This is a genomic window from Brevundimonas sp. (genome assembly GCF_041648115.1).
Lineage (GTDB): Bacteria > Pseudomonadota > Alphaproteobacteria > Caulobacterales > Caulobacteraceae > Brevundimonas.
The window spans coordinates 115,493-140,800 of the sequence record NZ_JBAZPR010000004.1 but is presented as its reverse complement, the minus strand read 5'-3'; the positions used below and the strand labels follow the sequence as shown (position 1 = coordinate 140,800).

Annotated in this window: 27 protein-coding genes and 3 tRNA genes; 15 read left to right on the top strand and 15 right to left on the bottom strand. The window is 65.8% G+C overall.

The window, feature by feature from the left end; translation table 11 throughout:
* The 7 genes from WC597_RS05120 to WC597_RS05090 form a co-directional block, all read right to left on the bottom strand.
* Entirely contained in the window at positions 1-1,035 is a 1,035-nt protein-coding gene (locus WC597_RS05120) for a ribonuclease E/G (protein ID WP_372692196.1), read from the bottom strand.
* Entirely contained in the window at positions 1,032-1,613 is a 582-nt protein-coding gene (locus tag WC597_RS05115) for a nucleoside triphosphate pyrophosphatase (RefSeq protein ID WP_372692195.1), read from the bottom strand. Before WC597_RS05115 ends, WC597_RS05120 begins: the two co-directional genes overlap by 4 nt.
* Complete coding sequence (gene infA, locus WC597_RS05110; RefSeq protein WP_008261544.1) at positions 1,614-1,832, bottom strand: translation initiation factor IF-1; 219 nt, start codon at positions 1,830-1,832, stop codon at positions 1,614-1,616.
* Positions 1,833-1,935: 103 nt separating this feature from the next.
* Complete coding sequence (locus tag WC597_RS05105) at positions 1,936-2,403, bottom strand: UPF0262 family protein (RefSeq protein ID WP_372692194.1); 468 nt, start codon at positions 2,401-2,403, stop codon at positions 1,936-1,938.
* Positions 2,400-2,900: a DUF2948 family protein gene (locus WC597_RS05100; protein ID WP_372692193.1), complete on the bottom strand. Its 501-nt coding sequence runs from the start codon at positions 2,898-2,900 to the stop codon at positions 2,400-2,402. Before WC597_RS05100 ends, WC597_RS05105 begins: the two co-directional genes overlap by 4 nt.
* The gene (murA, locus tag WC597_RS05095; protein ID WP_372692192.1) at positions 2,890-4,179 is read right to left on the bottom strand and encodes a UDP-N-acetylglucosamine 1-carboxyvinyltransferase; all 1,290 of its coding nucleotides are present in this window, start codon (positions 4,177-4,179) and stop codon (positions 2,890-2,892) included. The genes WC597_RS05100 and murA overlap by 11 nt, the downstream gene beginning before the upstream one ends.
* Before the next feature lie 115 nt (positions 4,180-4,294).
* Complete coding sequence (locus WC597_RS05090; RefSeq protein WP_372692191.1) at positions 4,295-4,507, bottom strand: hypothetical protein; 213 nt, start codon at positions 4,505-4,507, stop codon at positions 4,295-4,297.
* Positions 4,508-4,617: 110 nt separating this feature from the next.
* Here WC597_RS05090 and WC597_RS05085 point away from each other — a divergent pair.
* Positions 4,618-4,692 (top strand) — tRNA-Thr (locus tag WC597_RS05085).
* 68 nt (positions 4,693-4,760) lie between these two features.
* On the opposite strand, the gene WC597_RS05080 is transcribed toward WC597_RS05085, so the two are convergent.
* The 4 genes from WC597_RS05080 to lipB form a co-directional block, all read right to left on the bottom strand.
* Positions 4,761-5,345, bottom strand: a complete 585-nt coding sequence (locus WC597_RS05080; RefSeq protein ID WP_372692189.1) for a hypothetical protein — start codon at positions 5,343-5,345, stop codon at positions 4,761-4,763.
* Between the two features lie 48 nt (positions 5,346-5,393).
* Complete coding sequence (msrB, locus tag WC597_RS05075) at positions 5,394-5,888, bottom strand: peptide-methionine (R)-S-oxide reductase MsrB (protein ID WP_372692188.1); 495 nt, start codon at positions 5,886-5,888, stop codon at positions 5,394-5,396.
* Positions 5,889-5,962: 74 nt separating this feature from the next.
* A complete protein-coding gene (locus WC597_RS05070) occupies positions 5,963-7,447 on the bottom strand; it encodes a hypothetical protein (RefSeq protein WP_372692187.1) in 1,485 nt (494 codons plus the stop codon).
* Between the two features lie 128 nt (positions 7,448-7,575).
* Positions 7,576-8,292 (bottom strand): lipoyl(octanoyl) transferase LipB, encoded by a 717-nt coding sequence (gene lipB / locus WC597_RS05065; RefSeq protein WP_372692186.1) that lies wholly within the window; start codon positions 8,290-8,292, stop codon positions 7,576-7,578.
* Positions 8,293-8,301: 9 nt separating this feature from the next.
* On the opposite strand from lipB, the gene WC597_RS05060 reads away from it, so the two are divergent.
* From WC597_RS05060 to WC597_RS05030, 7 genes are all read left to right on the top strand, one after another.
* Entirely contained in the window at positions 8,302-8,610 is a 309-nt protein-coding gene (locus WC597_RS05060; protein WP_346495501.1) for a FliM/FliN family flagellar motor switch protein, read from the top strand.
* An 87-nt stretch (positions 8,611-8,697) separates the two neighbouring features.
* Positions 8,698-8,782 (top strand) — tRNA-Leu (locus tag WC597_RS05055).
* A 62-nt stretch (positions 8,783-8,844) separates the two neighbouring features.
* On the top strand, positions 8,845-10,263 hold the full coding sequence (gene mgtE / locus WC597_RS05050; RefSeq protein WP_372692185.1) for a magnesium transporter: 1,419 nt from the start codon (positions 8,845-8,847) through the stop codon (positions 10,261-10,263).
* A 79-nt stretch (positions 10,264-10,342) separates the two neighbouring features.
* Positions 10,343-11,494, top strand: a complete 1,152-nt coding sequence (locus tag WC597_RS05045; protein ID WP_372692184.1) for a glycoside hydrolase family protein — start codon at positions 10,343-10,345, stop codon at positions 11,492-11,494.
* 43 nt (positions 11,495-11,537) lie between these two features.
* Positions 11,538-12,707, top strand: coding sequence for an isovaleryl-CoA dehydrogenase (locus tag WC597_RS05040; RefSeq protein WP_372692182.1), 1,170 nt, complete (start codon positions 11,538-11,540; stop codon positions 12,705-12,707).
* Positions 12,708-12,736: 29 nt separating this feature from the next.
* Entirely contained in the window at positions 12,737-12,922 is a 186-nt protein-coding gene (locus WC597_RS05035) for a DUF3008 family protein (protein WP_372692180.1), read from the top strand.
* A gap of 99 nt (positions 12,923-13,021) precedes the next feature.
* Positions 13,022-13,786, top strand: coding sequence for an exopolysaccharide biosynthesis protein (locus tag WC597_RS05030; RefSeq protein WP_372692178.1), 765 nt, complete (start codon positions 13,022-13,024; stop codon positions 13,784-13,786).
* Positions 13,787-14,035: 249 nt separating this feature from the next.
* Here WC597_RS05030 and flaF read toward each other — a convergent pair whose 3' ends face one another.
* Positions 14,036-14,401 (bottom strand): flagellar biosynthesis regulator FlaF, encoded by a 366-nt coding sequence (gene flaF / locus WC597_RS05025; RefSeq protein ID WP_372692177.1) that lies wholly within the window; start codon positions 14,399-14,401, stop codon positions 14,036-14,038.
* Positions 14,361-14,783 carry a flagellar biosynthesis repressor FlbT gene (flbT, locus tag WC597_RS05020; RefSeq protein WP_372692176.1) on the bottom strand — a complete coding sequence of 141 codons (423 nt, stop codon included), beginning with the start codon at positions 14,781-14,783 and terminating at the stop codon, positions 14,361-14,363. The genes flaF and flbT overlap by 41 nt, the downstream gene beginning before the upstream one ends.
* A 158-nt stretch (positions 14,784-14,941) precedes the next feature.
* On the opposite strand from flbT, the gene WC597_RS05015 reads away from it, so the two are divergent.
* The 6 genes from WC597_RS05015 (at position 14,942) to WC597_RS04990 (ending at position 19,263) form a co-directional block, all read left to right on the top strand.
* On the top strand, positions 14,942-15,385 hold the full coding sequence (locus WC597_RS05015; protein ID WP_372692175.1) for a hypothetical protein: 444 nt from the start codon (positions 14,942-14,944) through the stop codon (positions 15,383-15,385).
* A gap of 270 nt (positions 15,386-15,655) precedes the next feature.
* A complete protein-coding gene (locus WC597_RS05010; protein ID WP_372692174.1) occupies positions 15,656-16,516 on the top strand; it encodes an AAA family ATPase in 861 nt (286 codons plus the stop codon).
* 72 nt (positions 16,517-16,588) lie between these two features.
* Positions 16,589-17,392 carry a methyltransferase type 11 gene (locus tag WC597_RS05005; protein WP_372692173.1) on the top strand — a complete coding sequence of 268 codons (804 nt, stop codon included), beginning with the start codon at positions 16,589-16,591 and terminating at the stop codon, positions 17,390-17,392.
* A 115-nt stretch (positions 17,393-17,507) separates the two neighbouring features.
* Positions 17,508-18,149, top strand: coding sequence for a YfbR-like 5'-deoxynucleotidase (locus WC597_RS05000; protein WP_135195719.1), 642 nt, complete (start codon positions 17,508-17,510; stop codon positions 18,147-18,149).
* Between the two features lie 4 nt (positions 18,150-18,153).
* Positions 18,154-19,086: an NAD regulator gene (locus tag WC597_RS04995; protein WP_372692170.1), complete on the top strand. Its 933-nt coding sequence runs from the start codon at positions 18,154-18,156 to the stop codon at positions 19,084-19,086.
* A gap of 87 nt (positions 19,087-19,173) precedes the next feature.
* A tRNA-Ser gene (locus WC597_RS04990) sits at positions 19,174-19,263 on the top strand.
* 186 nt (positions 19,264-19,449) lie between these two features.
* On the opposite strand, the gene WC597_RS04985 is transcribed toward WC597_RS04990, so the two are convergent.
* Positions 19,450-22,341, bottom strand: a complete 2,892-nt coding sequence (locus tag WC597_RS04985; protein ID WP_372692169.1) for a TonB-dependent receptor — start codon at positions 22,339-22,341, stop codon at positions 19,450-19,452.
* 337 nt (positions 22,342-22,678) lie between these two features.
* On the opposite strand from WC597_RS04985, the gene WC597_RS04980 reads away from it, so the two are divergent.
* On the top strand, positions 22,679-24,232 hold the full coding sequence (locus WC597_RS04980; protein ID WP_372692167.1) for a carboxylesterase/lipase family protein: 1,554 nt from the start codon (positions 22,679-22,681) through the stop codon (positions 24,230-24,232).
* Here WC597_RS04980 and WC597_RS04975 read toward each other — a convergent pair.
* Complete coding sequence (locus WC597_RS04975; protein WP_372692166.1) at positions 24,229-25,227, bottom strand: alpha/beta hydrolase; 999 nt, start codon at positions 25,225-25,227, stop codon at positions 24,229-24,231. The two genes, WC597_RS04980 and WC597_RS04975, sit on opposite strands and share 4 nt — an antisense overlap.
* Positions 25,228-25,308: the final 81 nt, after the last annotated feature.

The window sequence follows — 25,308 nt, the reverse complement described above, 5'->3', positions numbered from 1 at the left end:
TCAACTCTCTTCTATACGGCCGTGGCCGACGGGGATTGCGACATCGGCCTGCACATGGGCTCGCGGCCCCAGTCTCACTGCTAGCGGGCCCGCGATGGCGGCTTCCTCCGGCGCGCAGCGTGCGGTGATGCGCGCGGATCCAGTGTCGGACAAAAGTTGTCGCCGCAGCGCCCGCACCAACGACAGAGCGCGCGTCTGGGCCGAGGGGCGTCCATCGACACCGCGTAACAGTTCCTCGATGGGCGTGCGCCGCCACGGCAGCGACAACTGCAGAAGACCGAATCGACTGACCGGTCCGAAGACGGCCTGAGGTTCGTGGGCGAAGGCGGCCCTGGCGCCCTTGAACTGCGCCTCGGCGTCCTGACCGTCGCCGACCAGGTCGATGACGACCAGACCGGCCCAGCTTCGCAGACCAATCAGGCGCGCCGCCTGTATCAGACCCTCGCGATTCGCGACCGCCCTCGCCTGTTTCGGATCGCGTCCCGGCATGGAGGCGAAATCGATATCGACGGCCACCAGGGCGCGGGTGCGTTCGATGGCCAGGTCGATTCCGTGCGAAGCGAAAGCGCTCGACCGGGCCAGGGCCTCCTCCTCCGCCTCGATCACCGCGTCGATGGCTGCGATACCGACGATTGATTCCTCGCCTGGCGCGAGTTCGCGTAACTGTTCGGCGACGCTGGACGCGGCCTCAAGCAGGCGCGGCGCGCCCTCCCCCGGCCCCAGACGGCGAATAACGGCCCCCTTCCCGGCCCGAGGCTCGGCGGTGACGACGACTTCCAATCGTTCGCCCTGGCTCAATTTGTCGTTGCGGGGAAAGGGCAGAAAGGCTGCGGCGTCCGCGCCGATGTCGACGAAGGCGCCGCGCAGGCCCTGATTCACTTCGGTCACCCGCCCGATCGACCGGGCGCCGAGCCGCGTCTGGGCCGGGTCGCCGTCGCGCTGGATCAGAAGATGGGTGTAGCGCCCGTCGCGCATGACCGCGCCGCGCGTCTCGCCCGGCGTCTCGTCGAGGAAGACCTCGACCACGCCGTTCATGCGCGCCAGCCGACGCCGTTCAACAGCTGGACGGCCTCATAGACCGGCAGGCCCATCACCGACGGATGGCTGCCGACGATCCGCTGGACGAAGGCCCCGGCCGGCCCCTGAATGCCATAGCCGCCGGCCTTGCCGCGCCAGTCGCCGGTCGCAACATAAGTCGCGATCTCGTGGTCCGACAGCGGTTTGAAGGTCACGCGCGTCTCGTTGACCCGCGACGACAGCTTGCCGTCGCACACCACGGCCACGCCGGTAAAGACGCGGTGATTGCGGCCGGACAGCAGTTTCAGGAAACGGATCGCCTCGGCCTCGTCCGCCGCCTTCTCCAGGAAGCGACGACCGACCGACACGACGGTATCGGCGGCGATGACCACGGCCTCGGGACGCCGTGCGGCGACCACCTGAGCCTTGGAGGTCGCCAGACGTTCGGCGAGACGCGGCGGCGTTTCGCCTTTCAACGGCGTCTCGTCGATATCGGCGGGATCGATATGGTCGGGCGTGATCCCGACCTGCGCCAGCAGTTCGATGCGGCGCGGGCTGGCCGAGGCCAGCACCAATTCAGGACGCGCCGTCGTCACTTACTTGAAGCGATAGGTGATGCGACCCTTGGTCAGGTCGTAGGGTGTCATTTCGACCAGCACCTTGTCGCCGGCCAGCACGCGGATGCGGTTCTTGCGCATCTTGCCCGCCGTGTGGGCGATGATCTCGTGGTCGTTCTCAAGCGTCACGCGGAAGGTGGCGTTCGGCAGCAGTTCGCTGACGGTGCCGGGAAACTCAAGTAGTTCTTCCTTAGCCATGCGGCCTCTCACGCCCGATTAAAATGCGTTCGACCCCACGCCGGGCGGGCGCGAGGGGCGGAATGGAGGGGCCTAATGCCCGAAAACGCAGAGATAGTCGAGGTCAGCCGCGACGGTAGAGGGCGCACAGCAGCGTAAACAGCCGTCGCGCCGTCTCGTGATCGACGACGATCTTGCCATCCAACCGTGTCTTGAGCTGATCGGCCCCCTCGTTGTGCAGGCCACGCCGGCCCATGTCGACCGATTCGATCTGACTGGGGGACGAGCCGCGCAGGGCCTCATAATAGCTGTCGCAGATCAGCAGATAGTCTTTGATCACGCCCTTCAGCGGCGTCAGGCTGATGGCGTAGGTGCGGCTGAAGTTGTCGCCGTCGATGTCGAACACCAGCCGGTTGTCCTGCAGCGACAGCTTGAGCTTATAGGGCCCGCCCTCGGCCCCGACCGGCTCGAAGCTGTTCTTCTCGACCAGATCGAAGATTGCGACCCGACGCTCGTGCTCGATCTCGGCCGTCGCGGCGGGCAAGGTCACCGCGTCCAGTTCGACAGAGGCCAGCTTGTGGGGACCGCTCATGCCGCATTCCCTTCATCGCGTTTGGGGGCATCCAGGTCCGGGCCGTCGAGGTGGGTCGGCGCCACACGCGCTGGCCACCGCTCTGAAATGTCGGTGACCACGGCGTCCAGGCATTCGACGTCGATACGCAGATCGCCGCCGCCAGCGAACATCAAGATGACCTTGCCGCCGGGCGTCTCCGTCGGGATGAAATCGAGCGCCAGCAATTCCAGCGAGGCGTCCGGGCTGCGCGACAGGCGACGGCTCTTGACCGCCAGCACGTCGCCGAACTGCATGGCGCACATCACCCGCGTACCGCCGCATTCCCAGCAGAAGCGGCTGAAGGCGATGGTCAGCGTCCGCGCACTCTTCTCCCACACGATATCGACCGGCCGCAGGATGGCGTCCTGCAGCGCGGCGGAGATGATCTGAAGATCGTCGGCGTCCTCGGCCAACAGGCGCAGCGGCTCGACCGGCGCCTTGGCTTCAGAGATGACGCCGTCGATCTCAGTGCTCATCACCTGTTCCCTTGATCCGTCGAATGTCCGCGCCGCACGCGCCGAGCTTTTCTTCCAAACGCTCGAAACCGCGATCCAGATGATAGACGCGTCCAACCGTCGTCTCACCTTCGGCGACCAGGCCTGCGATGACCAGGCACATCGAGGCCCGAAGATCCGTCGCCATCACCTGGGCGCCATGCAGCGCCTCGACGCCATTGACGTGCGCTTCGCCGGCATGGACCGATATGTCCGCCCCCAGCCGCGCCAGTTCCGGCACGTGCATGAAACGGTTCTCGAAAATGGTCTCGCGCACCGTGCTGACGCCCTCGGCCGTGGTCATCAGGGCCATGAACTGGGCCTGTAGGTCGGTGGCGAAGCCCGGATAGATGGCCGTCTCCACGTCCACGGCCTTGAGCCGCTGCTTCGGATCGCGCTTGATCAGCACGCCGTCGGCGGTAGGCGACACCTTGACCCCGGCCTCGATCATCTTGTCGGTCAGCGAGCCGATCAGTTCGGCCCGCGCCTTGGTCAGGCGCACCTCGCCGCCAGCCATGGCGGCGGCGACGGCATAGGAGCCCATCTCGATCCGGTCGGGAATCACCGACCAGGTCGTCCCGTTCAGCGACGAGACGCCGGTGATGGTCAGGACGTCGGTATCGATGCCCTCGATCTTGGCGCCCATGGCCGTCAGACAGTGGGCCAGATCGCCGATCTCGGGCTCGCGCGCGGCGCGGCGCAGCACGGTCGTCCCTTGCGCCAGCACGGCGGCCAGAAGCGCGTGTTCGGTCGCTCCGACCGAAACGAACGGAAACTCGATCTCGGCCCCTCGCAGACCCTTGGGCGCACGGGCGGTGACATAGCCCTCGTCCAGCTCGATCTCGGCTCCCAGCGCCGTCAAGGCCTGGAGGTGCAGATCCACCGGACGCGCCCCGATGGTGCAGCCGCCGGGCAGCGAGACCTTGGCCTCGCCGGTGCGCGCCAGCAGCGGCCCCAGCACGTTGAACGACGCTCGCATCTGGCGAACCAGATCATAGGGGGCGAAGGTCGAGGTCAGGTCCTTGGCGTGGAACAGGCTCTCCTGCCCGTCCGCGCCGTCGCGCTCGGTCACTTCTATGCCGAACTGGCGCAGCAGTTGGCCCAGGAACCGGGTGTCCGCCAGGCGCGGCATATTGGTCAGCAGCAAGGGCTGATCCGTCAGGATCGAGGCGGCCATCAGCTTGATGGCGGAGTTCTTGGCGCCACTGACGGGAATGTCCCCGAAAAGCTGGGCGCCGCCCTGAATGGCGATGCTGTCCATGTCGTCCTTGAAGCGCGCCCGAAGGAAACGCCTCGGGGGATGGTTCTCTAGCAAGCCGGCGGGCGCTTGCCAAAGGGCTGGACCGTCGCGGTCCGATGACTTTCCGTTGCGAGGATCAGTTGCTGTCGCGTGGCGTCGCCGGCGTCCGCGCCGGGGCCTTGCGGCGGCGCAGGTTGGCGCGAAGGGCCGAGGCCAGACGGATCGCCTTTTCCGCCTTGGCGCGTTCCCTTTCAGACTGGGCGATCTCGAACTCCGGCCCCGATTCGACGGGCGGCGTCACCGATGCAGCGGCGGAAGGCGTATCGGCGTCATGCGGCGTGCGAGTCATGGCGCGATGATGCCGTGATCGCGGGCCATGTCCAAACTTTCTTTCGGAGGATCAAAAAGGCGCTTCCCTCCCCGGAAGGGTTTGGCTATACGGCCGCTTCCTCAGTCGGGGCCGCCGTAGCTCAGTGGTAGAGCGCATCCTTGGTAAGGCTGAGGTCGTGGGTTCGATTCCCCCCGGCGGCACCATCTGAGACCTGAAAAGGCCCGGCTTTCGCCGGGCCTTTTTGAGTTTGCGGAACAGACTTAGCGGCCGCTCAGTCGTAGCCGTATGACCCACGACGATACGGATTGCGCTGATTTGCGTCGCCGTTCTTGTTCCAGGTGAAGCCCATGGACAGCGACTGGGTGGTGGTGTCCGCGCCATAGCTGTGACCGCGCCAGCCGCCGTACGGCGAATAGGAGCCCGGTCCACGCAGACCGTGGCCGCTGTAGCCATAACCCCAAGGCTCATTGCGGCCCTCACGATAGGCGAGGTTCAGGCGGCCATTCTCGCCGACAGGCAGGGAGACGGCCGCGCCATAGCTGCGATAGCCGCCGGTGCCGATTCCCACCTCGACCATGCTGTATGTCTTACGCTCGGCCGGAGGACCGGCCACAGCGCCTTCGTCGAAACTGGCGCCCGGCGTGCGCGCGCTGATCCAGTTCTGGATTTGCTGTTCTGTGGTCAGGCCGTGGGGAGCGGCATCCTGGGCGGTGGGGGCGGTCACCGACGTCTGTGGCGCCGCCGTCATGGCCTGGGCCAGGGTCGGCGCGTTGAGCGGCGCTGTCGTGATGACGCCGTCGGGATCACCCCCCGCCGCGACCATGGCCGCACTCGCCAAAAGACTTGCGATCAGCATCGTCCACCTCCGTTCGATATCATCCTAGCACAGCGATTGAGGCCAAGGTCAGGCGACGCCGTCGCCACGGTGCAACGGGTCGGGTAGGGCCTCGCCCTCCGCCACGAAACTGAGGGCGACCGAGTTGATGCAGTAACGATGTCCGGTCGGCGGCGGGCCGTCGGGGAAGACGTGGCCCTGGTGGCTGCCGCAGCGTGCGCACTGCGTCTCGATGCGGACCATGCCGTAGCTGGTGTCGCGAATCTCGTGGACGTGGCTCTCGTCCACCGGCTTGGTGAAGCTGGGCCAGCCGGTGCCGCTCTCGAACTTGGTCCCGCTTTTGAACAGCGGCAGGCCGCACTCACGGCAGCAGAACACCCCTGCACGCTTCTCGCCCAGCAGAGTGCCGCAGAAGGGCGCCTCGGTGCCGTGCGACAGCAGGACGCGTTTCTCCTCGGGGCTCAGGTCGGCCTCCAGACGAGCGCGTTCGGCATCGTCGGGCGGGGTCAGGTCGAAGCCCGACGCCGAACGCAGGCTTTCGTGTGTTTGGGCGAGATCGGTCATGGTCTCCAAATGGGAAGGGGCGGGCCGGGGTTCCAGCCCTGCCCGCCCCTCGATCCATCAGACGCAGAAATTTCCTATTGGAACAGCGTACCGACCCAGGCGCGCACGGCAGTCTCGTCGGTCGCCACACCGGTGTAGGCCAGGCCCTGCGCCGGAGTGAAGGGGGCGTCGTTGCCGCGCTGACGCGTCGTCCAGGCCTTGTGGCCATAGCTGAGCTCGGCGTAGTTCGACGGCAGGCGCAGCACGGTGGGCTCGATGAAAATCGAGTCTTCGGCCGTGACCGATCCGGCCAGACGCACGTTCGGCAGGCGGGTCAGCAGGTCCAGCGTATCCAGGCAGCCGCTGGTGCAGCCGCTATCGACCAGCACCACCACCTGGCCCGTGACGGGGTTGGCCGCACCCGTATCCGGCACCGACGCGCGGCCCGGCATGGTGAAGGTCGGCTGGTTGGCCGCCAGCGCCGAATCGAAGGCCGCGACGATGGCCTGGGTCTGTTCGATTACCGGGCCGGACTCAGCGACGAAGCGCGGATCGGCCTGCATCCGGGCCAGGGTGTCGGCGAACCACTGACGGTTCGCCTGGGTGGCGCGATAGGTGATCGAGCCGGCTTCCGGCTGGCGGCTGACGGTGAACTCCGGCGTCCAGATGCGGTTGGCCAGGCCATAGCCCTTGCCCGTGGCGTTCAACGATGCGCCGTTGGCGCCGCGCAGATCGATGACGAGGCCTTGCGCGCCTCGAATGGCGGGCAACTGGCCCTCGACAGCGGCGAAGAAGGCGTCCCATCCGGCATCGTCCGCCAGGGTGTGGACGTTGATCCAGGGACGGCCATCGACCGTCTCGACCGACAGCGGATTTGCGCCCGGCGCATAGACGGTGGCACGATAGGCGGCTTCCAGGCTGGCAGCGTCGGCCGGCTGGGGCTGCATCTGGAAGTCACGGTCGCGACGACCGACCTTGAAGGTGCACAGCGACGGCACACCGCCGGTGAAGGGGTTGTTGCGGTTCCACAGCAGATAGGGGGCGGTGCGCACGCGACCTGCTTCGGTCGTCAGGTCGCCTTCCCAGCGATCCAGCCGCTCATCGGCCAGTTGGGCGGCGGTCTTGTCGCCGCACTTGACCAGGGTCGCGCCGACCGGCGGCACGTTGCGCACGCCCGGCTTCACATAGGAGACGACATATTCACCGTTGCGCCACGCTGTGGCGACGCCTGGCCAGCTGGTCGCGAAGAAGGGACCGAGGCCCTCGTATGTCGGGCGGATCGAGATGTTCGAATCGCGGAAACCGTTGGCGTAGTAGCGCATCAGATAGGCGTGGCTGTCGCCGCTGTTGACGCGACCGACCTTGCCCTTGGCGTCGATCAGGCCGGCGTCGATCCACGTACGGAAGGCCTCGCTAGGCGCGCCGGGGATCACGGCTGCAGGGTGGTTGGCCGCCAGGGCGTCATGCGCCGTCTGAAGGTCCTGTTGCGCCAGGGCGCGAAAATCCTGTGCGACTGCGGCGCCAGCGGCGACGGTCAGCGACAGGACGGCGGCCGATGCGGCGGCGATAATGCGGTTCATGGAGGTTTCCTGCGGCCTTTGATTTTCAAGCTCGTGATGAGGGTTAAACCTCATGCGTCACGCGCTTGCCAACCCCGGCGGACAGGATTTCGCCCGATTGTCACACGACCTGCGGCGATGCGGCGCGCTCAGAACGGCGCGTCAGCCTCGACCGCCGCGCCGAAGATCCGGCCAAAGCTGCGTCTCAGGGCCTCGTCCGCCTCATCGATCGTCGCCAGCACGCCCAGATCGACCAGGCTGGTGACCCCATGCTCCTGAATGCCGCACGGCACGATGCCGCCGAAATGGTCCAGGTCGGGCTCGACGTTCAGGCTGATGCCGTGGAAGCTGACCCATTTGCGGACCTTGACGCCGATGGCGGCGATCTTGTCCTCGCGCGACCAGCCCGGCCCCTTGCGCGCGACCCATACGCCGACGCGGCCCGGCCGGATGTCGGCTTCGATGCCGAACTGGTCCAGCGCGCCGATCAGCCACAGTTCCAGCCCGCGCACGAAACACCGCACGTCCTTGCCGCGCCGGTTCAGGTCCAGCATCACATAGGCCACCCTCTGGCCGGGTCCGTGATAGGTGAACTGCCCGCCCCGTCCCGTCCGATGCACCGGGAACCGGCCAGCATCCAGCAGATCCTCGTCCCTGGCCGAGACACCGGCGGTGTAAAGCGGCGGATGCTCCAACAGCCAGACCATCTCCTGCGCCTCGCCGGCGGCAATGGCGGCGACGCGCGCCTCCATGAAGGCTTCGGCGGCGGCGTAATCGACATAGCCCTGCGACACGGCCCATTCGACGGGCCGCCCGTCGTCGAGACGCAGTTTCTGAAGGGACGGGCTTAACGGCTCAGCAAGCATGACGCTTCAATGTGGTCGGCGAGGCGTTTGCGCAAGGGACGGCCTTTCAGTGATCGAGAGCTTTACGTGACCCAAATCAACGCCGTCGACGTCGAAATCTCCGTGGTTCTAGGTCGATCGGTGCTGCCGATGTCGCAACTGCTGCGCATGGGCCGTGGCGCGGTGATTCCTTTGGACGCCGCAGAGGGCGACGAGGTCTGGATTCTGGCTAACAACTATCCCGTGGCGCGCGGCGAGATCGAGATCCGCGACGACCGAATCGCCATCACCGTCACCCGCCAGGCCGACGTCTATGACTTCATGGCCGGGTCCGCCTGACGCTTGTATCCTCGGCTCTCCACGAACCGTTCAATTCCCGCTTTCCTTTTCCAGCGGCTTCGTCTATTCGCCGCCGCTCCGATGCGAGCGGTCGTGGCGGAATTGGTAGACGCGCAGCGTTGAGGTCGCTGTGGGGCAACCCGTGGAAGTTCGAGTCTTCTCGACCGCACCATCTGGCTAAACAGGGCGATTCATCGGCTAACTACGGCTGGACATACCAAGGGAGGCGACCACGTGAACACCACGGACTCCGCCTTCGCTCCAGCCGAAGCGCCTGATAACGAAGACCACGCCGCCCTGGACGAGGACTATGTCCTCACCCCTCAATTCGTCGAGAAAGTCGTGGACGCCGCCGACGACGGCGATGGGGTGCGACTGCGGTCGCTGCTGGAAGATCTGCACCCCGCCGACGTCGCCGACCTGATGGGCTTCCTGACGGCCGAGCACCGCGCCGTCGTCGTGCTGTGGCTGCCGCCGGAGCTTCTGGCCGAGACCCTGCCCGAGTTGGACGACAACATCCGCGAAGAGGTGCTGGAGCGGGTTCCGCACGGCACGCTGGCCGTGGCGCTTCAGGAACTGGATTCCGACGACGCCGCCGCCGTGGTCGAGGATCTGGAAGACGACCAGCGCGAACGCGTCCTGGCCGCCATGCCCGAGGTCGACCGCGCCGCGATCGAAAGCAGCCTGGGCTATGACGAGGAGTCCGCCGGCCGCCTGATGCAGCGCGAGGTGATGGCCGCGCCCCAGTTCTGGAGCGTGGGCGACACCATCGACCACATCCGCAAACAGGGCGACGACCTGCCCGAGCTGTTCTTCGACATCTATGTGGTCGATCCGGTCAACCGCCCCGTCGGCGGCGTGCCGATCAGCGGCCTGTTGCGCGCCGCGCGCAGCACCGCCCTGACCGAGCTGATGGAGCCGATCAACGAGATCGCCGTCGATCAGGATCAGGAAGAGGTCGCCTACATCTTCGAGAAATACCACCTGATCTCCGCGCCCGTCGTGGACGCGGCCGGCCGTCTGGTGGGTCAGATCACCGTCGATGACATCGTCAACATCATTCAGGAAGAGAACCGCGAGGACATCCTGCGTCTGGCCGGTGTCGCCGACGAGGATCGCGGTTCGTCCGTGTCCGAGATCGTGCGCGGCCGCGTGCCGTGGCTGGCGATCAATCTGGCGACGGCGGCCCTGGGCGCCAGCGTCATCGGCCTGTTCGAAGGTACGATCCAGCAGATCGTCGCCCTGGCCGTCCTGATGCCCATCGTCTCGGCCATCGGCGGCAACGCCGGCACCCAGGCCCTGACCGTGACCGTGCGCGCCCTGGCGACGCGCGAACTGAACAGCTCGAACGCCCCTCGCACCTTCTGGCGCGAGATGGCGGTGGGCCTCGCCAACGGTCTGATCCTGGCGCCCCTGATCGGCATAGCGGCCGGTTTCTGGTTCCGAGATGAAGACTGGAAGATCGGCCTGGTCATCGGCGCCGCCATGATCCTGAACCTGCTGATCGCCGCCTCCATCGGCGTCCTGACGCCCCTGACCCTGTCAAAGCTGAAGTTCGACCCCGCCGTTTCGTCGGCCGTGTTCGTGACAGCGACCACCGACTTCTTCGGCTTCCTGATCTTCCTTGGTCTGGCCACACTGGTGCTGCTCTAGACATCATCCACGCCGATCCGGCGCGGGCCTTGCTGATGATCGTGCGAGCGCCGCGCGCCTGTTTCCAATTGGGTCAACTGTGTCTGACGTCCTCCCCCAACCCGGCCCCAAACCGAGCAAGGTGTCCCGCGAGGGCGTCCTGCTGATCAAGAGCTTCGAAGGTTTCCGCCCGCGCGCCACGCAGCGCAGCGACGGCCGCTGGGTCATCGGTTACGGCCACACCCATTCGGCCCGCGAGGGCGCCACGGTGTCCGAGCAGGACGCCGAACTGCTGATGCAATACGACCTGATCCCGGTCGTGAAGGCGGTCAGCGCCAATGTCACCGCGCCGCTGAACCAGCATCAGTTCGATGCGCTTGCCAGTTTCGCCTTCTCCATCGGCGCCGAGCGTTTTGCGACCTCCGACGTGGTCGAGCGGCTGAACGCCGGTGCAAGCCGCCAGGCGGCGGCGGCCCTCAGCCAATGGGCCGACGACGCCGCCGCCGAAAAGCCGACCCGCCGCCGTTCGGCCGAGCATGCGTTGTTCAACGCCGCGCCGGACGCGCCGGTGACTCTGGCGGACCTGTTGGCTGCGCCTCTGCCCTCTCCTTTCGAGACGGAGGCGCCGACCCTTGCGGCGGTCGAGGGTGCGCTTGACGACGCTATCGCCCCCTTCCCTTCTCAAGACGTTGATTCATCCCCGAACGCGGCCTCCCAAATCCATTCGACCTATGCTGCGACGGCGGTCGGCCCGGTCGCAGACATCGCGCCTCTGGTCGGCCAGATGGAAACCGTGTCTGCTGTTGCGCCCATCGTCGCCGCCAACGATCTGCAGGCGCCGCTCAAAGCCACGCCGTCCGTCGCGCCGACGGGTTTTGCGCCGCCTGAGAAATCCAGCGTCGTCCTGACTGCGCCCGGCCTGTCGGAACCGGAAGCCGTGGCGCCCCCCGATCCTGACCCGGTGACCGCCGAGCCGGACGCCACGCCTGATCAAACGCCAAGCACCCGCGAAATCGTCGCCCGCGGCCGGGCGAAACGACAGGGTCGCGGCGAACTGATCACCTTCCTGATCATGGGCGGGCTGGGCATGCTGTCGCTGGGCGTCGCCATGGCGGCGTTTCGCCGGGCATCGGTGTCGGACAGCAGCGACACGGCGACCGTCGCCTGGGTGCTGGCCTTGATCGCCGTCGCCTGCGTCGGGGTGTCGGGCTATAATTTGTATCGTCGATGGGGACGGGCCGACCGCGTCTGACAACGCTTGGCGAACAGCCGTGCGCGATGCTACGCCCTAGCGCATGAGCATTCCCTTCGCGCCCCAATCCATGGAATTCGGCCTTGGCGAAAACGCCGACGCCATCCGCGACACGACCGCCCGCTGGGCCGCCGACCGTCTGGTCCCGCTGGCCGCCGAGATCGACGAAAAGAACGAGTTCCGCCGCGAGCTGTGGCCCGAGATGGGCGAACTGGGCCTGCATGGCATCACCGTCGAGGAAGAATACGGCGGCTTGGGCCTGGGCTATCTCGAACACGTCGTGGCGATGGAAGAAGTGTCCCGCGCCTCGGCCTCGATCGGCCTGAGTTACGGCGCCCACTCCAACCTGTGCGTCAACCAGATTCGTCGCTGGGGCACACCCGAGCAGAAGCAGAAGTATCTGCCCAAACTGATCAGCGGCGAACACGTCGGTTCGCTGGCCATGTCCGAGGCCGGGTCCGGTTCCGACGTCATGTCGATGCGCACCCGCGCCGACAAGAAAGGCGACCATTACGTCCTGAACGGCACGAAGTTCTGGATCACCAACGCGCCCCACGCCGACACCCTGGTCGTCTACGCCAAGACCGATCCCGAAGCAGGGTCGAAGGGTTGCACCGCCTTCCTGATCGAAAAGGGCATGAAGGGGTTCAGCGTTTCCAAGAAGCTGGACAAGATGGGCATGCGCGGCTCTGACACCGCCGAACTGGTGTTCGAGGACTGCGAAGTGCCGGAGGAAAATATCATGGGTCCGCTGGGCGGCGGCGCCGGCGTGCTGATGAGCGGCCTGGACTATGAGCGGGCGGTCCTGTCGGCCGGCCCCCTGGGCATCATGCAGGCCGCGCTGGATGTGGTCCTGCCCTATGTTCGGGACCGCAAGCAGTTCGGCAAGCCCATCGGCTCGTTCCAGCTGATGCAGGCCAAGGTGGCCGACATGTACGTCGCCCTGAACAGCGCCCGCGCCTACGTCTATGCCGTCGCCCGCGCCTGCGATCAGGGCAAGACCACCCGCTATGACGCGGCGGGCGCCATCCTGCTGGCCTCGGAAAACGCCGTGAAGGTCACGCTGGAAGCCGTTCAGGCCCTGGGCGGCGCAGGCTATACCAAGGAATGGCCGGTCGAACGTCTGGTCCGCGACGCCAAACTCTACGACATCGGCGCCGGCACCAACGAAATCCGTCGCTTCCTGATCGGCCGGGAACTGCTGGGAAGCTGACGGCTTGTCTCCGCAGAAGGAGACAACCGATGCCCGCCAAGTCCGCAGCACAGCAGAAGGCCGCCGGCGTCGCCCTGTCGGCCAAGCGTGGCGACACGCCGAAGTCCAAGCTGAAGGGCGCGTCCAAATCCATGGCCGCGTCCATGACCGAGACCCAGCTCGAAGAGCTTGCCGCCACAGGGCGCAAGGGCAAGCCCGAACATGTGCAGGACTGAGACATAGGCGATTTATCTGACCGCCTTTCCGTTCTGTAAGTGGCGATCCGCACGCCGACCGCCTAGATGGGCGCAATCTCCAGCCGAGCGCCCCGCCTGATGCCCGCCCAACCGCCTCCGAACGACGACCTGCGGCGGTTCTCCGACGTCCTCGAAGATCTCGGCCACGCCCCCGAACCCAAACTAAGCATGGCCGAACTGGTCGCGTCCTTCGGCGAGCGCGGGTTCGGGGCCATGATCCTGATCCTGTCGCTGCTGGCGCTGCTTCCCTGGCCGCCGGGCGGCAAGGCGGTCTTCGCCGTGCCGATCATTCTGATGTCATTGGAGCTGGCCTTCCAGAGACGAAGCGTCTGGTTGCCGCGGTGGATGCTGAAGGCCTCGGTGTCACGCGCCGCCTACAACGCCCTGATCGCCACGCCCTTAGCGGCCCCGGCCTGGCTGCGTCGCTGGGTGTTGTCGGCAAAGGTCCGGATCGCAGGGCGTCGCTACATCTTCTCCGACCGCATGCGGCGCGCCGTGCGCAGAAGGCCCAATGGCGTCAGCGTCCTGAAGCTGGTTCGCGCCATCGAAAAGCTGACCCGTCCGCGACTGCCCCTCCTGACCGGGGATATCGCCGACACCTTCACCGGCCTTGTCTGCGTGGTGTTGGCGCTGATCATGGCTCTGCCTATCCCGTTCGGAGACGCCCTGCCCGGCATCGCCCTGGTCCTGTTTGCTCTGGGCATGATGCAGCGTGACGGTGTCGCGATCCTGTTGGGCGTCCTGGCGACGGCCGCCAGCGCCCTTTACCTGTTCCTGATCTGGGCGACCGTGGTCGAGGTGGGCCATCACGTCGCCGGCTGGTTCGCCCGCCTGCTCCACTGAGCCTAACAAAAAGGGCCGCCGGGTTTTCCCGGCGACCCTTCATTGCCTGACCGCGAACGGTCGGGCCGCAACTCAGTCTGAAAGGATCAGACCAGGCCCTCTCCGAGGACCAGGGTCGCGGCTGCCGCTCGCGATTGATGACAATGAGACACTGGATCACCTCCTTTCGACTGTTGAACAGGGAGATGAAACATAAGACGCCTCAACGCCTTGCGCCAAGAGGCTTCGCGCTTTCGTGAACCGAGCGGCTTATTGCGTCGGCGATACCCCGCCCGACAGGCCCTGCATGATCATCCGATTGATGTCGATCAGGTCCTGGAACGTCTCCTCGCCCCGCATCACCGCCGAGGAATGGCGATTGATGAACAGGCTCAAGGAAATGATCTGCGCCCGCATCGGCCCTCCCAGGGCGTTTGCGGGATCGCTGCAGTCACCGGCCAGCGTCGACCAAAGACGCCGGTTCCAGTCCAGCGCGTCGATACGCGTGGCGATGTCGGATGGATCGACGGTCGAGGCGTGAACCAGAGCGCGCGTGACCTGACCGAACAGACGGTACTCCAGGTCGCGCGGGCTCTCAGCTCTCGCTGTCGCCGCTGTGTAGGCCTGAAGCGACATTCAGCACTCTCTCTTCATACTCGACAATCTTACGCGCCGACATCAGGGCCTTGTAGTATTCGCGCGCCAGCACGTGACGCGAAGCCGAGACACATTCCGCCAGGATGTCGGGGTTCTGCGTCGCGCCCATGAACTCGGTGATCCGCAGCGCCAGCTCGTCATAGAATTTCGCCGCTGCGCTCTCTTCCAGATACATCATCATGATCGGGAAATAGATCCGCCGGCCGGGCGTGGTGACGTCCTCGGCCTGCATGATGTCCTTCTCGCGCAGCACGCTGGCGCGGTTCTGAAGGATTAGCACGCCGCGACGGTCGCCGTTCTGGACCACGGCGCCATTCAGGACGAACTTTTCGCCGGGTTTCAGCGACAGCTTCAGGGCCATTGAGCACCGAACTCCAGACAGGGGGCGAGCCGGTCACGCGTGGACCGGTCCATTTGAGTCGAACCTTAGCCCGCCATCAGTTAACCATCCCTTGTCCGCCGCCTCCGCTGGAACGCGTATCGTCGCCGTTGCGTTGATTTCCCGAAGAGGAGATCCCCATGCCGGACAACGATTATCAGGACGACCAGGAACAGTCGGAAACCTTTGACGAAACCCACTTGGACGACGAAGGCGATGGCGAGTTCTTGTTGGATGAGGCCGACCAGGTTCTGGATGTGACCCAGGCCGATGGCGACGCCGACGAAGAGGAGTTCGACGAGGACGCTGAGGTCGATCTGGACGATCAACTGGCACTGGACGGGATCGAACGCGAAGCCGACGCCCTGCTGGGCGTGGACGGCGAAACCCGCAGCCAGTCCGACGCCGACGGCGAACCCCAGTCAAGCCCGGACGAGATCGAGCTGGTCTATTCCGGCCTGATGGAAAACGAACGCGGCGCCCAGGCCAGCGCAGCCCACTGGGAAGCCAAACGCCTCTCCGACGACGATATCTCCGAGCTGGGCTATGGCCCGGACGGCGATCAAGACAGCTCCGCGCGATAAGGGAGAGATCGACATGGATCACACCAAAGCCCGCAACGACTCCTCGTCAGATGCCCCGCACGCCAAGCGTTGCGCTTCAGATGATGGAATGCCCGATCAACTGGACAAGATCGACAAGACCGAAAGCCGACAGGAGGCCTTGGTCGACGAAGGCCTGGAGGAAACCTTCCCCGCCAGCGACCCCGTCTCGGCCAAACGCATCACCTGATCGCTGTTCACACGGATTGCGATCCGCTACCCACTTCGTGAAGACACGGAGTGGGTTTTTTCATGAGCCGGTTCGAAGGCACAGACCGATACATCGCCACCAGCGACCTGAAGGTGGCGGTCAACGCCGCCGTCGCGCTGGAGCGCCCCTTGTTGATCAAGGGCGAGCCCGGCACGGGCAAGACGGTGCTGGCCTATGAGATCGCCAAGGCCTTCGACGCGCCGCTGATCACCTGGCACGTCAAGTCCACGACCAAGGCTCACAGCGGCCTCTATGAATATGACGCCGTCAGCCGGTTGCGCGACAGCCAGTTGGGTGAGGAGCGCGTCCACGACGTCCGAAACTATTTGAAGAAGGGCAAGCTGTGGGAAGCCTTCACCGCCCCTGCCCGCCCCGTCTTGCTGATCGACGAGATCGACAAGGCCGACATCGAGTTCCCCAACGACCTCCTGCAGGAGCTCGACCGGATGGAATTCTATGTCCAGGAAACCGACGAGACGATCCGCGCGGAGGTGCGCCCCATCGTCATCATCACATCCAACAACGAGAAGGAACTGCCCGACGCCTTCCTGCGCCGATGCTTCTTCCATTTCATCCGCTTCCCCGATCCCGAAACCCTGTCGGCCATCGTCGATGTCCACTTCCCCGGCATCAAGCCGCGACTGGTGTCCGAGGCGCTGAAGACCTTCTACGAGATCCGCGACACGCCTGGCCTGAAGAAGAAGCCATCAACGTCCGAACTGCTGGACTGGTTGAAGTTGTTGCTGGTCGAGGACATCGACGCCGAGACCCTGCGCGAGAAGACGCCGAACAAGCTGATCCCGCCCCTGCATGGCGCCCTGCTGAAGAACGAGCAGGACGTGCATCTGTTCGAACGCCTGGCCTTCCTGAACCGCCGCGAAGGCTCGCGCCCCGGCGGCTGATCCCGTGATTACCGCGATTTCACTGGATCGAGCGCCCCTAACGCGCAGAATGGAGCCAACAGAGGTTCGACCATGCGTCACATCCTGCTTTATCTAGCCCTGAGCGTCAGTCTGGCCGCCTGCGACGGCGACAACTCGGTCCGCATCACCACCACCTCGTCCAACGACGACCAGGATGCGGGTGTGCTGAAGGTGATCGACGCCCTGCAATGCCCCGACAGTCTGGGCGTGCTGACGCGCAAGGGTCTGATCGCGGCCGGCGGCACGAGCTGCGTTTATGGCGGACCCAAGGGCGCCGACGTGGTGCTGCATCTGGTCAAGCTGGACGGACGCTCCGTCGATGACGTGCTGCGCGACTTCGAAGATCGCGCCAGCACCGACCTGCCCCACACTGTGGCGCGTCTGGCTCCCGGCGCCGGCAACGCCCCGCCCGCGCCATCGACGACAGAGCCGACCGAGACCGCCTCGGTCCAGGCGCCCGGCGTCGATATCCGGGCGCGTGGCGACGATGCCTCGGTCAATCTTCCCGGGCTGAAAATCGAGACCCAGGGCGATAACGCCAGCGTCCGTATCGGCGGCATCAACATCCAGTCCAAGGACGGACAGAATACCCGCACCGAAACCTCCAGCGTCAGCATCGACACCAACGACAACTCCACACGCGTGCGCACCCGTGCGCCGGGCGCCGCCACGCGCATGACCTACATCCTGGCCGACGATCAGCCTAGCAACGCCGGATGGCGCCAGGTGGGGTTCGAGGCTAGAGGGCCCAGCGGCGGCCCTATCGTGGTCGCCGTGGTCCGGTCCAAGGATCGCGAGAATGGCCGCATCTTCGACGACGCCAAGGATCTGGTGGCGCTGAACGTCGGCCGCTGACGCCTGTCGAAAGGCCCGGTTTTCCTCGCCCATCGGCGCGGATAAGGCCGTGCGGCTTGATCCCGGCGCGTCTTTGCGTCACCTGACCCCCCGACAAGCGATCAGGACACGCCCTTTGGCCGAGCGCACACCCAAGAAGAACGCCCCCCGCGCGTGGCAGCGCATGCTGTCAGGCCGTCGTCTGGACCTGCTAGACCCCTCGCCCTTCGACATCGAGATCGAAGACATCGCCCACGGCTTGGCCCGCGTCGCCCGCTGGAACGGCCAGACCATTGGCGAGCACGCCTTTTCGGTCGCCCAGCACTCGTGCGTCGTCGAAGAGATCGCCGCCCACATCAAACCCGGCCTGGACCCCAAATGGCGCCTGGCCGCCCTGCTGCACGACGCCTCCGAATACGTCATCGGCGACATGATTTCGCCGTTCAAGGCGGCCCTGGGTTCCGGCTACAAGGACTTCGAGGCTCGGCTGGAGGCCGCCATCCACCTGCGATACGGCCTGCCGCCCAAGACGCCGCAGACGATCAAGACCCTGATCAAGAAGGCCGACAAGGCCTGCGCCTTCTTCGAGGCGACGCAACTGGCCGGGTTCACCGAAAAGGAATCGCTCGGCTTCTTCGGCAGCCCGCCCGAGGGCTACAGCCTGACCATCGAGCCCCAGCCCGCTCCGGTCGCGCAAGCTCGCTATCTGGAACGCTACCGCGTCCTCGCCGGGGCCGTCGGCCTGATCCCCGCCGACGACGCCTGGCACACGGAATAGAACCATGACGCAGGGGGCGGAGGGCGGCGTTCGCATCGGTCTGTCGGCGGTCGTCATGACCCTGAAGGCCCGCCAGGCCGTCGTCCTGACCACCCCGGCCGAGGACTGCGCGCGCGCCCTGCCCTTCGGCCCGTTCGATCCCGTTCGCGATCGCACGTTCGAACGCGCCCTGCGTGACTTCGTGACAGCCCAAACTGGGTTCCGCCTGGGCTTCGTCGAACAGCTCTACACTTTCGGGGATGCGGGCCGCGCCTCCCCCCGCGCTACGCCCGGCCCCGGCCGCCACCGCGAGGTCTCCGTCGGCTATCTGGCCCTGACGCCCGACGCCGCAGAGGGCCAGACCCACGACGCACGCTGGGACGCCGTCTTCGATTTCTTTCCCTGGGAAGACCGCCGTGGCGACCATTCCGCCGTACTGACCAACGGCCTGCTCGCCTGGGCCGCCGGCGACGAACACCGCCTGGCCCGCGCCCGCGCCCTGTTCGCCCTGACGCCCGAGCACCGCTGGAACGAGGAAAGGGTGCTGGAGCGCTACGAACTGCTCTACGAGGCGCGCCTGGTCGCCGAGGCCTGGCGCGACGCCAGTCAGCCCCCGCCCCAGCCGATGCCCGGCCGCATCATGACCTCGGATCACCGACGCATCCTGGCGACCGCTCTTGGCCGCCTGCGCAGCAAGCTGAAATACCGCCCGGTCCTGTTCGACCTGACCCCCGGCGTCTTCACCCTGTCCCAGCTTCAGGCGGGCGCCGAGGCCGTCTCGGGCCTCAGCCTGCACAAGCAGAATTTCCGTCGGGGGGTGGAGCGAACGGGCCTGGTCGAACCCACCGGACAGCTCTCCTCAACCACCGGCGGCCGTCCCGCCGAACTGTTTCGATTCAAGGGCGTGGACGCCCAAACCGGCGCCGCGCCAGGCCTGTCCCTGCCCGCTCAAAGATAGCGTCGGATTTCTTTCACAGACGGGTTGCGAAGCGCTGCGGCTCCGATTAGAGAAGCCCCTCGCTCGACCAAGCGATATCGGCGCCGCGGAGAGGTGGCAGAGTGGTCGAATGTACCGCACTCGAAATGCGGCGTGCCTGGAAGGGTACCGTGGGTTCGAATCCCACCCTCTCCGCCATCCGTCAGCCCGCCGCTGACAAACGCCAAGATTCCGAAATCGTTGAAGTTTGAAGCGTGCCGCGACAGCACGTCGCGCGCGCTGTCGCCTTTCCCCGCACAAGGAAAAGAGGCGGCCTTTCGACCGCCTTTTCCAGAATGATTCTTGATTCAAAAGACGAGCCGCCTCAGCGGCTCGTCATTCCGATCAGAAGCGATACCGCGCGCCGACGTAAACCTGGCGACCGGTGTGGTGATAGACATAGGTGCTGTCACGCGGTCCACCGATGTCGCCGTGGTTCTGACGGTTCTCCTCGTCCGTCAGGTTCAGCCCTTCGATGGAGACGCTGAGTTTTTCCGTCAGGTTGTAGGACGCCGAGGCGTCGATGGTCGTCGTTTCCGACTTGCCTTGATAGGGGATCAAGCCGAGAGCGCCGTTCGAGCCTGGCACGTTCTGGAAATAGGAGTCGCGATAAGCGGCCGAGACACGGGCGTTGAGCTTGCCGTCGTCATAATAAAGCGTGGCGTTCCACGCCTTCGGCGACAGGTTGACCAGATCCGCAGTGACGAAGACGGTGCAGGCTGGCGTCGTGCAGTAGTCGATTTCCGATTCGACATGGGTATAGTTCAGCTGTGTGCCGAAGTTCGAGAACAGGCCCGGCAAGAAGCTGAAGGTTTGTTGATAGCTGACCTCAAAGCCCTTCAGGGGGCCGCCGGGCGTGTTGGACGGCGTGCTGAACTGGAAGGTCGCGCCCGCCGGGCGCGCTCCAGCGGGGAAGGCGATGGGATTCAAAGCCGTCAGATCGCTGTAGAGCACCGGCTCCGCCGTGGTCTGCACATAGGTCGAGATGTCCTTGTAGAAATAGGCGAAGGACAGCAGGGCCTCGGGCGCGAAATAATACTCGATGGACAGGTCATAGGTCTTGGCCCGGAACGGATCGAGCTCGACATTGCCCAGCGAGGCCGTGTTAGTCGCGGCATTGGCGGCGCTGAGCGCGAAGACAGGCGGCAGGCTGGTGACCGGCGGACGCGACATCACCTTGGCCGCGGCAAAGCGGACGATGAGGTTCTCGTAAGGCTCGATGGACAGGTTCAGCGACGGCAGGGTGTCTTTGTACTCGTTCACACCGATGACCGGTGTCGCGACACCGCCGACATTGGAGTAGCCAATAGCTTCGACCTCGGTCTTCACCTGACGAACACCGACGTTCCCGCGGAAGGGTACGCCCATGACCTCGGTATTCCAGTCGGCCTGGATGTATCCGCCAGTGTCCTTCTCTGTCACTTCGCGCCAGTTGCCGTAGGTGGTGGGGTTGCCGTTCAGTCCGATCAGGCGGAAATCACCACCCGCGACGCCGGTGTCGCAGTTGCAGTTATAGTTCCAGACGCCGGCAAGCGCAGCCAGATCCGGTCGAACCCAGGACGTGGCGGAGCCGGCGGGAAGGTCCAGGTTCTTGCCGAACCCTTGAAGCAGGTTCGTCACGGAAGCCATGGTCACACCTGTAGGCAAGGCCGGAGCGCCATTGGTCAATCGCGCGAAGTTGCGACTGTTGGATTCGAATTCCTTGCGGCTGACACCAGCCTTCAGCGTCAGCCAGTCGTTGACCTCGAACTTGAAGCTGGCTTCGCCCGTCGTGTAGATATTTTCTTGGAAGTTTGAGCTGGATCGCAGTTCCGAACGTGGTTGCGCACCCGTCGGTCCCACGATCGTCCATTGCGCCGGGTCGGCGACGTCGAAGCCCCAGTTGATGGCCGGCAGGTTCCGGTTCTCGCGGAAATCGTAGGAATAGCCATCGACGTTCTGGCGATCGATGATGGCGCTGACCTGCACCGGGTTGCCGAAGGTCGATTCCGCACGTCCGATCAGACCGCTGAAGCTCAAGCGATCCGAGAACTCGTGCTCGACCCCAAAGGTCATTTGCTTGAACTCGGTCTTCAGGACATCGAATCGCTGCTCACTGCGGATGTCCATGTCGTCCAGCTGAGCGTAGACCATCTCATTGGTGGCGGGATCGATCTCGAAGTCGATGATATCGACCTGAGGCTTGCCGCCCTGATCGGCGCCGCGGCTGAGCGACCAGGCCTGAAGAAAATTCTCGCTGCGGGTCGAGTCGAGCTTCGAATACAGCATGTCCATGGTGAACAGCGTGGGGCCGTTGCCTGGGCGCGCCTGCAGCGAGAGGGTCGCGCCCAGACGTTCCTGGCTGTGTTCAAGGCTGCCGTAACGGGGAATGCGCGGGTGATAGACGAGGTTCGCGTTTGGAAGCACGCCGACGTTCTGGAAGCCGCCGTCGTTGGATGTCGGGAATCCGGGGTTGGGACCCGCCGGCCCCCAGCGAACCGAGCTGAAGCCCTCTTCCAGGCTGTCGCGCTCGCTGTAGGCGATGGAGAACAGGGCGCCGAGTTGGTCGTCGGCCCAAGTGTTGGAGACCAGGGCGGCGAAGCGCGGGCTCCAGTCCTCGGACAGGTCGTTGTAGCCGTACTGGCCAGACACGGCGCCCTGGAAGCCGGGCTTGTCGAACGGGCGGCTGGTGGTCAGATCGACGGTTGCGCCCAGAGACCCTTCCTCGACCTCGGCCGAGGCAGTCTTGCGGACCGTGATGTTGTTGAACAGCTCGGAGGCGAAGACGTTGAAGTCGAAGCCGCGACCACGGTTCACGCCGCCCGAGGAATCGGTCGCGCCGGTCGAGGACTGGGCCTCGATGCCGTTGATGCGGGTGCGAGTGAACTCCGAGCTCAGGCCACGCACGGTGATCGAACGCCCCTCGCCCGCATCGCGGTCGATGGAGACGCCGGGGATGCGCTGGATGGATTCGGCCAGGTTGGTGTCGGGGAAGTCGGCGATGTCTTCGGCCGAAATAGCGTCGACGACGCCGGCTTCGCGGCGCTTGATGTTCAGGGCGTTCTGCAGGCTGGCGCGGAAGCCGGTGACGACGATGTCGTCGACTTCGGCGGCGTCGGCGTCCTGAGGCGCGGCGGCCTCGGGGGTCTGTTCGGCCGTCTGGGCGGCGGCGTCATGCGCCATCATGGCTAAAGCGAGCGCGCCCAGCGAGGCGGTGGCGACCAGCGCATGGCGCGCAAATTTATGGCGTTGGGTCATTCTCGTGTCTCCTCCCAAGTGTGGCGTATCGAGGATCGGAATGTCCTCGTTCAAGCCGCCCGCTGCTGGCGGACGACACCGGTGTCAGCGCTCGTTTGCCAAGCTGCTGCTACCGGTGTCATAAATGTTTTAGGCACAGTTGCCGGCGTGTGGCAAGAACGTGGCCGTCTTGATCTCCAATTTGTAATCTACCGGCGACGACGGTGATCCACGGCGTCTGAACCAAGACCAAACGCGCAAGACGCTGGCGACGGGAGGAAATAATGTCCATTAATATCCGCATCTTGAATGCCGGCTTGCTGATCTTGGATCATGCCGCGCTCCACGATTGCTCGCGATGATCACGCGACGTTCCGCCATCGTCGCGGGCCTTGCCGGCGCCGCCCTGCCCCTCGCCGCAAGGGCCGATTCTCGCGATCCCCAAGCCCAGACCACGACAGGTCCCGTCGTCGGGGTTCGACGCGAAGGAATCAGCGTCTTCAAGGGCGTGCGTTACGGCGCGCCGACGCGACGTTTCCAGCCGCCGGAGCGCCCGACGCCGTGGCGCGAGCCGATGCGCACGACGGCCTATGGCGCGGCCAGTCCCCAGCGAGGCGACGAGGCGAATCAAAGCGAGGACTGCCTGTTCCTGAACGTCTGGACGCCGGGGGGCGACGCCGCCCGACGGCCGGTGATGGTCTATATCCACGGCGGCGCCTATTCGAGCGGATCGGGATCGGACCCGCTGTATGACGGCGCACGGCTGGCGGCGCGGGGCGACGTGGTGGTGGTCACGCTGAACCACCGGCTGAACGTCTTCGGCTATGCCTATCTGGCGCGGTTGGCGCCGGGGTTCGAGGACTCGGGCAATGTCGGTCAGCTGGACCTGATCCTGGCGCTGCAATGGATGCGGGACAATATCGCGGCCTTTGGCGGCGACCCGTCACGGGTCATGCTGTTCGGCCAGTCGGGCGGAGGCGCAAAGATCGCGACCCTGATGGCGACGCCCGCAGCCCAAGGCCTGTTCCATCGCGCGGCGACCATGAGCGGTCAGCAGGTGACGGCGTCCGGCCCGATCAATGCGACGACGCGGGCGACGACCTGGCTGAAGGCGCTGGGTCTGACGCCGGATCGGGCGACTGAAGCGGCGACCATGCCGGTCGAGCGGTTGCTGGAGGCGCAAGGCGCCGAGGATCCGATCCTGGGGTTCGGCGGCCTGTATTTCGGGCCTGTGCTGGATTTCCGCACCCTGCCCCGCCACCCCTTCTATCCCGACGCCGCACCGCTGGGCCGGTCGATCCCGATGATCATCGGCAATACGCGCGAAGAGACGCTGGGCTTCATGGGCGACGATCCTCGGAACGTAGGCCTGACGTGGCAGACCCTGGCGGCACGACTGTCGCCCGGCGTGATGCGGATCGACATCACGCCCGAGGCGGTGATCGCCGGCTATCGCGCCATGCATCCCGACTGGTCGCCCGATCAGGTGCTGATCGCCGCGACGACGGCGGGCCGGTCCTGGCGCGGGGCAGTGATCGAGGCCGAGGAGCGGGCCAAGGCCGGGGCGCCCGCGTGGGTCTATCAGCTCGACTTCCCAGGCGAGTTGGCCTCGGGCCGCAAGGGCGCCTTCCACACCGCAGACATCCCTCTGGTGTTCGACAATGTCGAGGCAGCCGGCTCGCGGACGCGGGGACCGGGCGCGCAAGGTCTGTCGGACCGGATGAGCGACGCCTTCATCGCTCTGGCCCGCGACGGCGATCCGAACAATGCCGGCCTGCCGCGCTGGCACCGCTACGAACTGCCGCGCCGCCAGACCATGCTGATGGACGTGCAGCCGCGCATGGCCGACGACCCGCGCGGCGACGAACGGGCCTTCTTCTCGGCCATCCCCTACATTCAGCCGGGAACCTAGAGCGCGAAATCCAGACGACCTGCCCAGGCGCGAACCAGATCAGGCCAGACCTGGGCGGGCTTGCCCTGGATCAGGCGGACGCCAAAGCCGTGGCCGCCTTCCTGGAACAGATGCGCCTCGACCGGGACGGCGGCGGCCTTGAGCGTGGTCAGCAGTAGCAGACTGTTTTCGACCGGCACCGAGGCGTCGTCGAGGGCGTGCAACAGGAAGACGGGCGCCGCGCCGCGCCAGTCCATCCGCTCCAGCGAATAGGCCGCGATCCGCGCCGGCGACGGCGTCTCGCCCAACAGGTGGGTGCGCGATCCGGCGTGGACATGCGGGTCCGCCATGGTCGCCACCGGATACATCAACACGGTCAGGTCGGGGCGGAGAGACACAGCATCGGCGGCGTCCTCGGCCGCATAGGTCGCATCCGTCCGCGCACTGGCCAGACCCGCCAGGTGTCCACCGGCCGAGGCGCCAAGGACCGCGATCTTCTGCGGATCGACGCCATAGTCGGCGGCGCGGCTGCGGATCAGGCGGATCGCGCGCTGGGCGTCCTGAAGCGGCGCGTCGGCTCCAGCGGCCCATCCGTCGGCCGGCAGGCGATAGCGCAGCACGAAACAGGTCGTGCCGCTGGCCGCGAAGACGCGCGCGACATCGTAACCCTCCTTGTCCAGCACCGCCCAGCGGTAGCCGCCGCCGGGGATCAGCAGCATGGCCGATCCGCTCGGCCGCTCCGGTCGGAAAACGGTCAGGATCGGGTCGGTCGTATATTGGGCGTAACGGTCGTGGAAGGCGGGATCGGTCGAGCGCTCGGGCACGATCGGCGTGACCGTCACCCCCTGCCCGCCCGGCGCCCCGTCGGGCCACAGGTGGATGATCTCGGTCGGATCGGGCGGGCCGGCGCGTCCGCCGTCGGCGATCGTCTGCGCCCGTGCGCCGTTGACGCTCAAGGCCATCCCGGCCCCTGCGGCCAGACCCAGAAGCGTCCTGCGTTCCATATCCATCGTCATGCTCACATGCTGAAAAGACGACGGCCGGACGATCGCTCGCCCGGCCGCCATCCTCGATACGTCGGGGCCTATGCCCCAGCG

Excerpts from the sequence above, each read along its gene's own strand:
- WC597_RS05105 (WP_372692194.1), bottom strand. The coding sequence starts at position 2,403 with ATGAGCGGTCCCCACAAGCTGGCCTCTGTCGAACTGGACGCGGTGACC.
- flaF (WP_372692177.1), bottom strand. The coding sequence starts at position 14,401 with ATGTCGCTTCAGGCCTACACAGCGGCGACAGCGAGAGCTGAGAGCCCG.
- WC597_RS05010 (WP_372692174.1), top strand. The coding sequence starts at position 15,656 with ATGAGCCGGTTCGAAGGCACAGACCGATACATCGCCACCAGCGACCTG.
- WC597_RS05070 (WP_372692187.1), bottom strand. The coding sequence starts at position 7,447 with ATGAACCGCATTATCGCCGCCGCATCGGCCGCCGTCCTGTCGCTGACC.
- WC597_RS05040 (WP_372692182.1), top strand. The coding sequence starts at position 11,538 with ATGAGCATTCCCTTCGCGCCCCAATCCATGGAATTCGGCCTTGGCGAA.
- WC597_RS05080 (WP_372692189.1), bottom strand. The coding sequence starts at position 5,345 with ATGCTGATCGCAAGTCTTTTGGCGAGTGCGGCCATGGTCGCGGCGGGG.
- WC597_RS05005 (WP_372692173.1), top strand. The coding sequence starts at position 16,589 with ATGCGTCACATCCTGCTTTATCTAGCCCTGAGCGTCAGTCTGGCCGCC.
- infA (WP_008261544.1), bottom strand. The coding sequence starts at position 1,832 with ATGGCTAAGGAAGAACTACTTGAGTTTCCCGGCACCGTCAGCGAACTG.
- WC597_RS04980 (WP_372692167.1), top strand. The coding sequence starts at position 22,679 with ATGATCACGCGACGTTCCGCCATCGTCGCGGGCCTTGCCGGCGCCGCC.
- WC597_RS05060 (WP_346495501.1), top strand. The coding sequence starts at position 8,302 with ATGTGGTCGGCGAGGCGTTTGCGCAAGGGACGGCCTTTCAGTGATCGA.
- WC597_RS04995 (WP_372692170.1), top strand. The coding sequence starts at position 18,154 with ATGACGCAGGGGGCGGAGGGCGGCGTTCGCATCGGTCTGTCGGCGGTC.
- WC597_RS04985 (WP_372692169.1), bottom strand. The coding sequence starts at position 22,341 with ATGACCCAACGCCATAAATTTGCGCGCCATGCGCTGGTCGCCACCGCC.
- murA (WP_372692192.1), bottom strand. The coding sequence starts at position 4,179 with ATGGACAGCATCGCCATTCAGGGCGGCGCCCAGCTTTTCGGGGACATT.
- WC597_RS05030 (WP_372692178.1), top strand. The coding sequence starts at position 13,022 with ATGCCCGCCCAACCGCCTCCGAACGACGACCTGCGGCGGTTCTCCGAC.
- lipB (WP_372692186.1), bottom strand. The coding sequence starts at position 8,292 with ATGCTTGCTGAGCCGTTAAGCCCGTCCCTTCAGAAACTGCGTCTCGAC.
- WC597_RS05120 (WP_372692196.1), bottom strand. The coding sequence starts at position 1,035 with ATGAACGGCGTGGTCGAGGTCTTCCTCGACGAGACGCCGGGCGAGACG.
- WC597_RS05090 (WP_372692191.1), bottom strand. The coding sequence starts at position 4,507 with ATGACTCGCACGCCGCATGACGCCGATACGCCTTCCGCCGCTGCATCG.
- WC597_RS04975 (WP_372692166.1), bottom strand. The coding sequence starts at position 25,227 with ATGACGATGGATATGGAACGCAGGACGCTTCTGGGTCTGGCCGCAGGG.
- flbT (WP_372692176.1), bottom strand. The coding sequence starts at position 14,783 with ATGGCCCTGAAGCTGTCGCTGAAACCCGGCGAAAAGTTCGTCCTGAAT.
- WC597_RS05015 (WP_372692175.1), top strand. The coding sequence starts at position 14,942 with ATGCCGGACAACGATTATCAGGACGACCAGGAACAGTCGGAAACCTTT.
- msrB (WP_372692188.1), bottom strand. The coding sequence starts at position 5,888 with ATGACCGATCTCGCCCAAACACACGAAAGCCTGCGTTCGGCGTCGGGC.
- WC597_RS05035 (WP_372692180.1), top strand. The coding sequence starts at position 12,737 with ATGCCCGCCAAGTCCGCAGCACAGCAGAAGGCCGCCGGCGTCGCCCTG.
- WC597_RS05100 (WP_372692193.1), bottom strand. The coding sequence starts at position 2,900 with ATGAGCACTGAGATCGACGGCGTCATCTCTGAAGCCAAGGCGCCGGTC.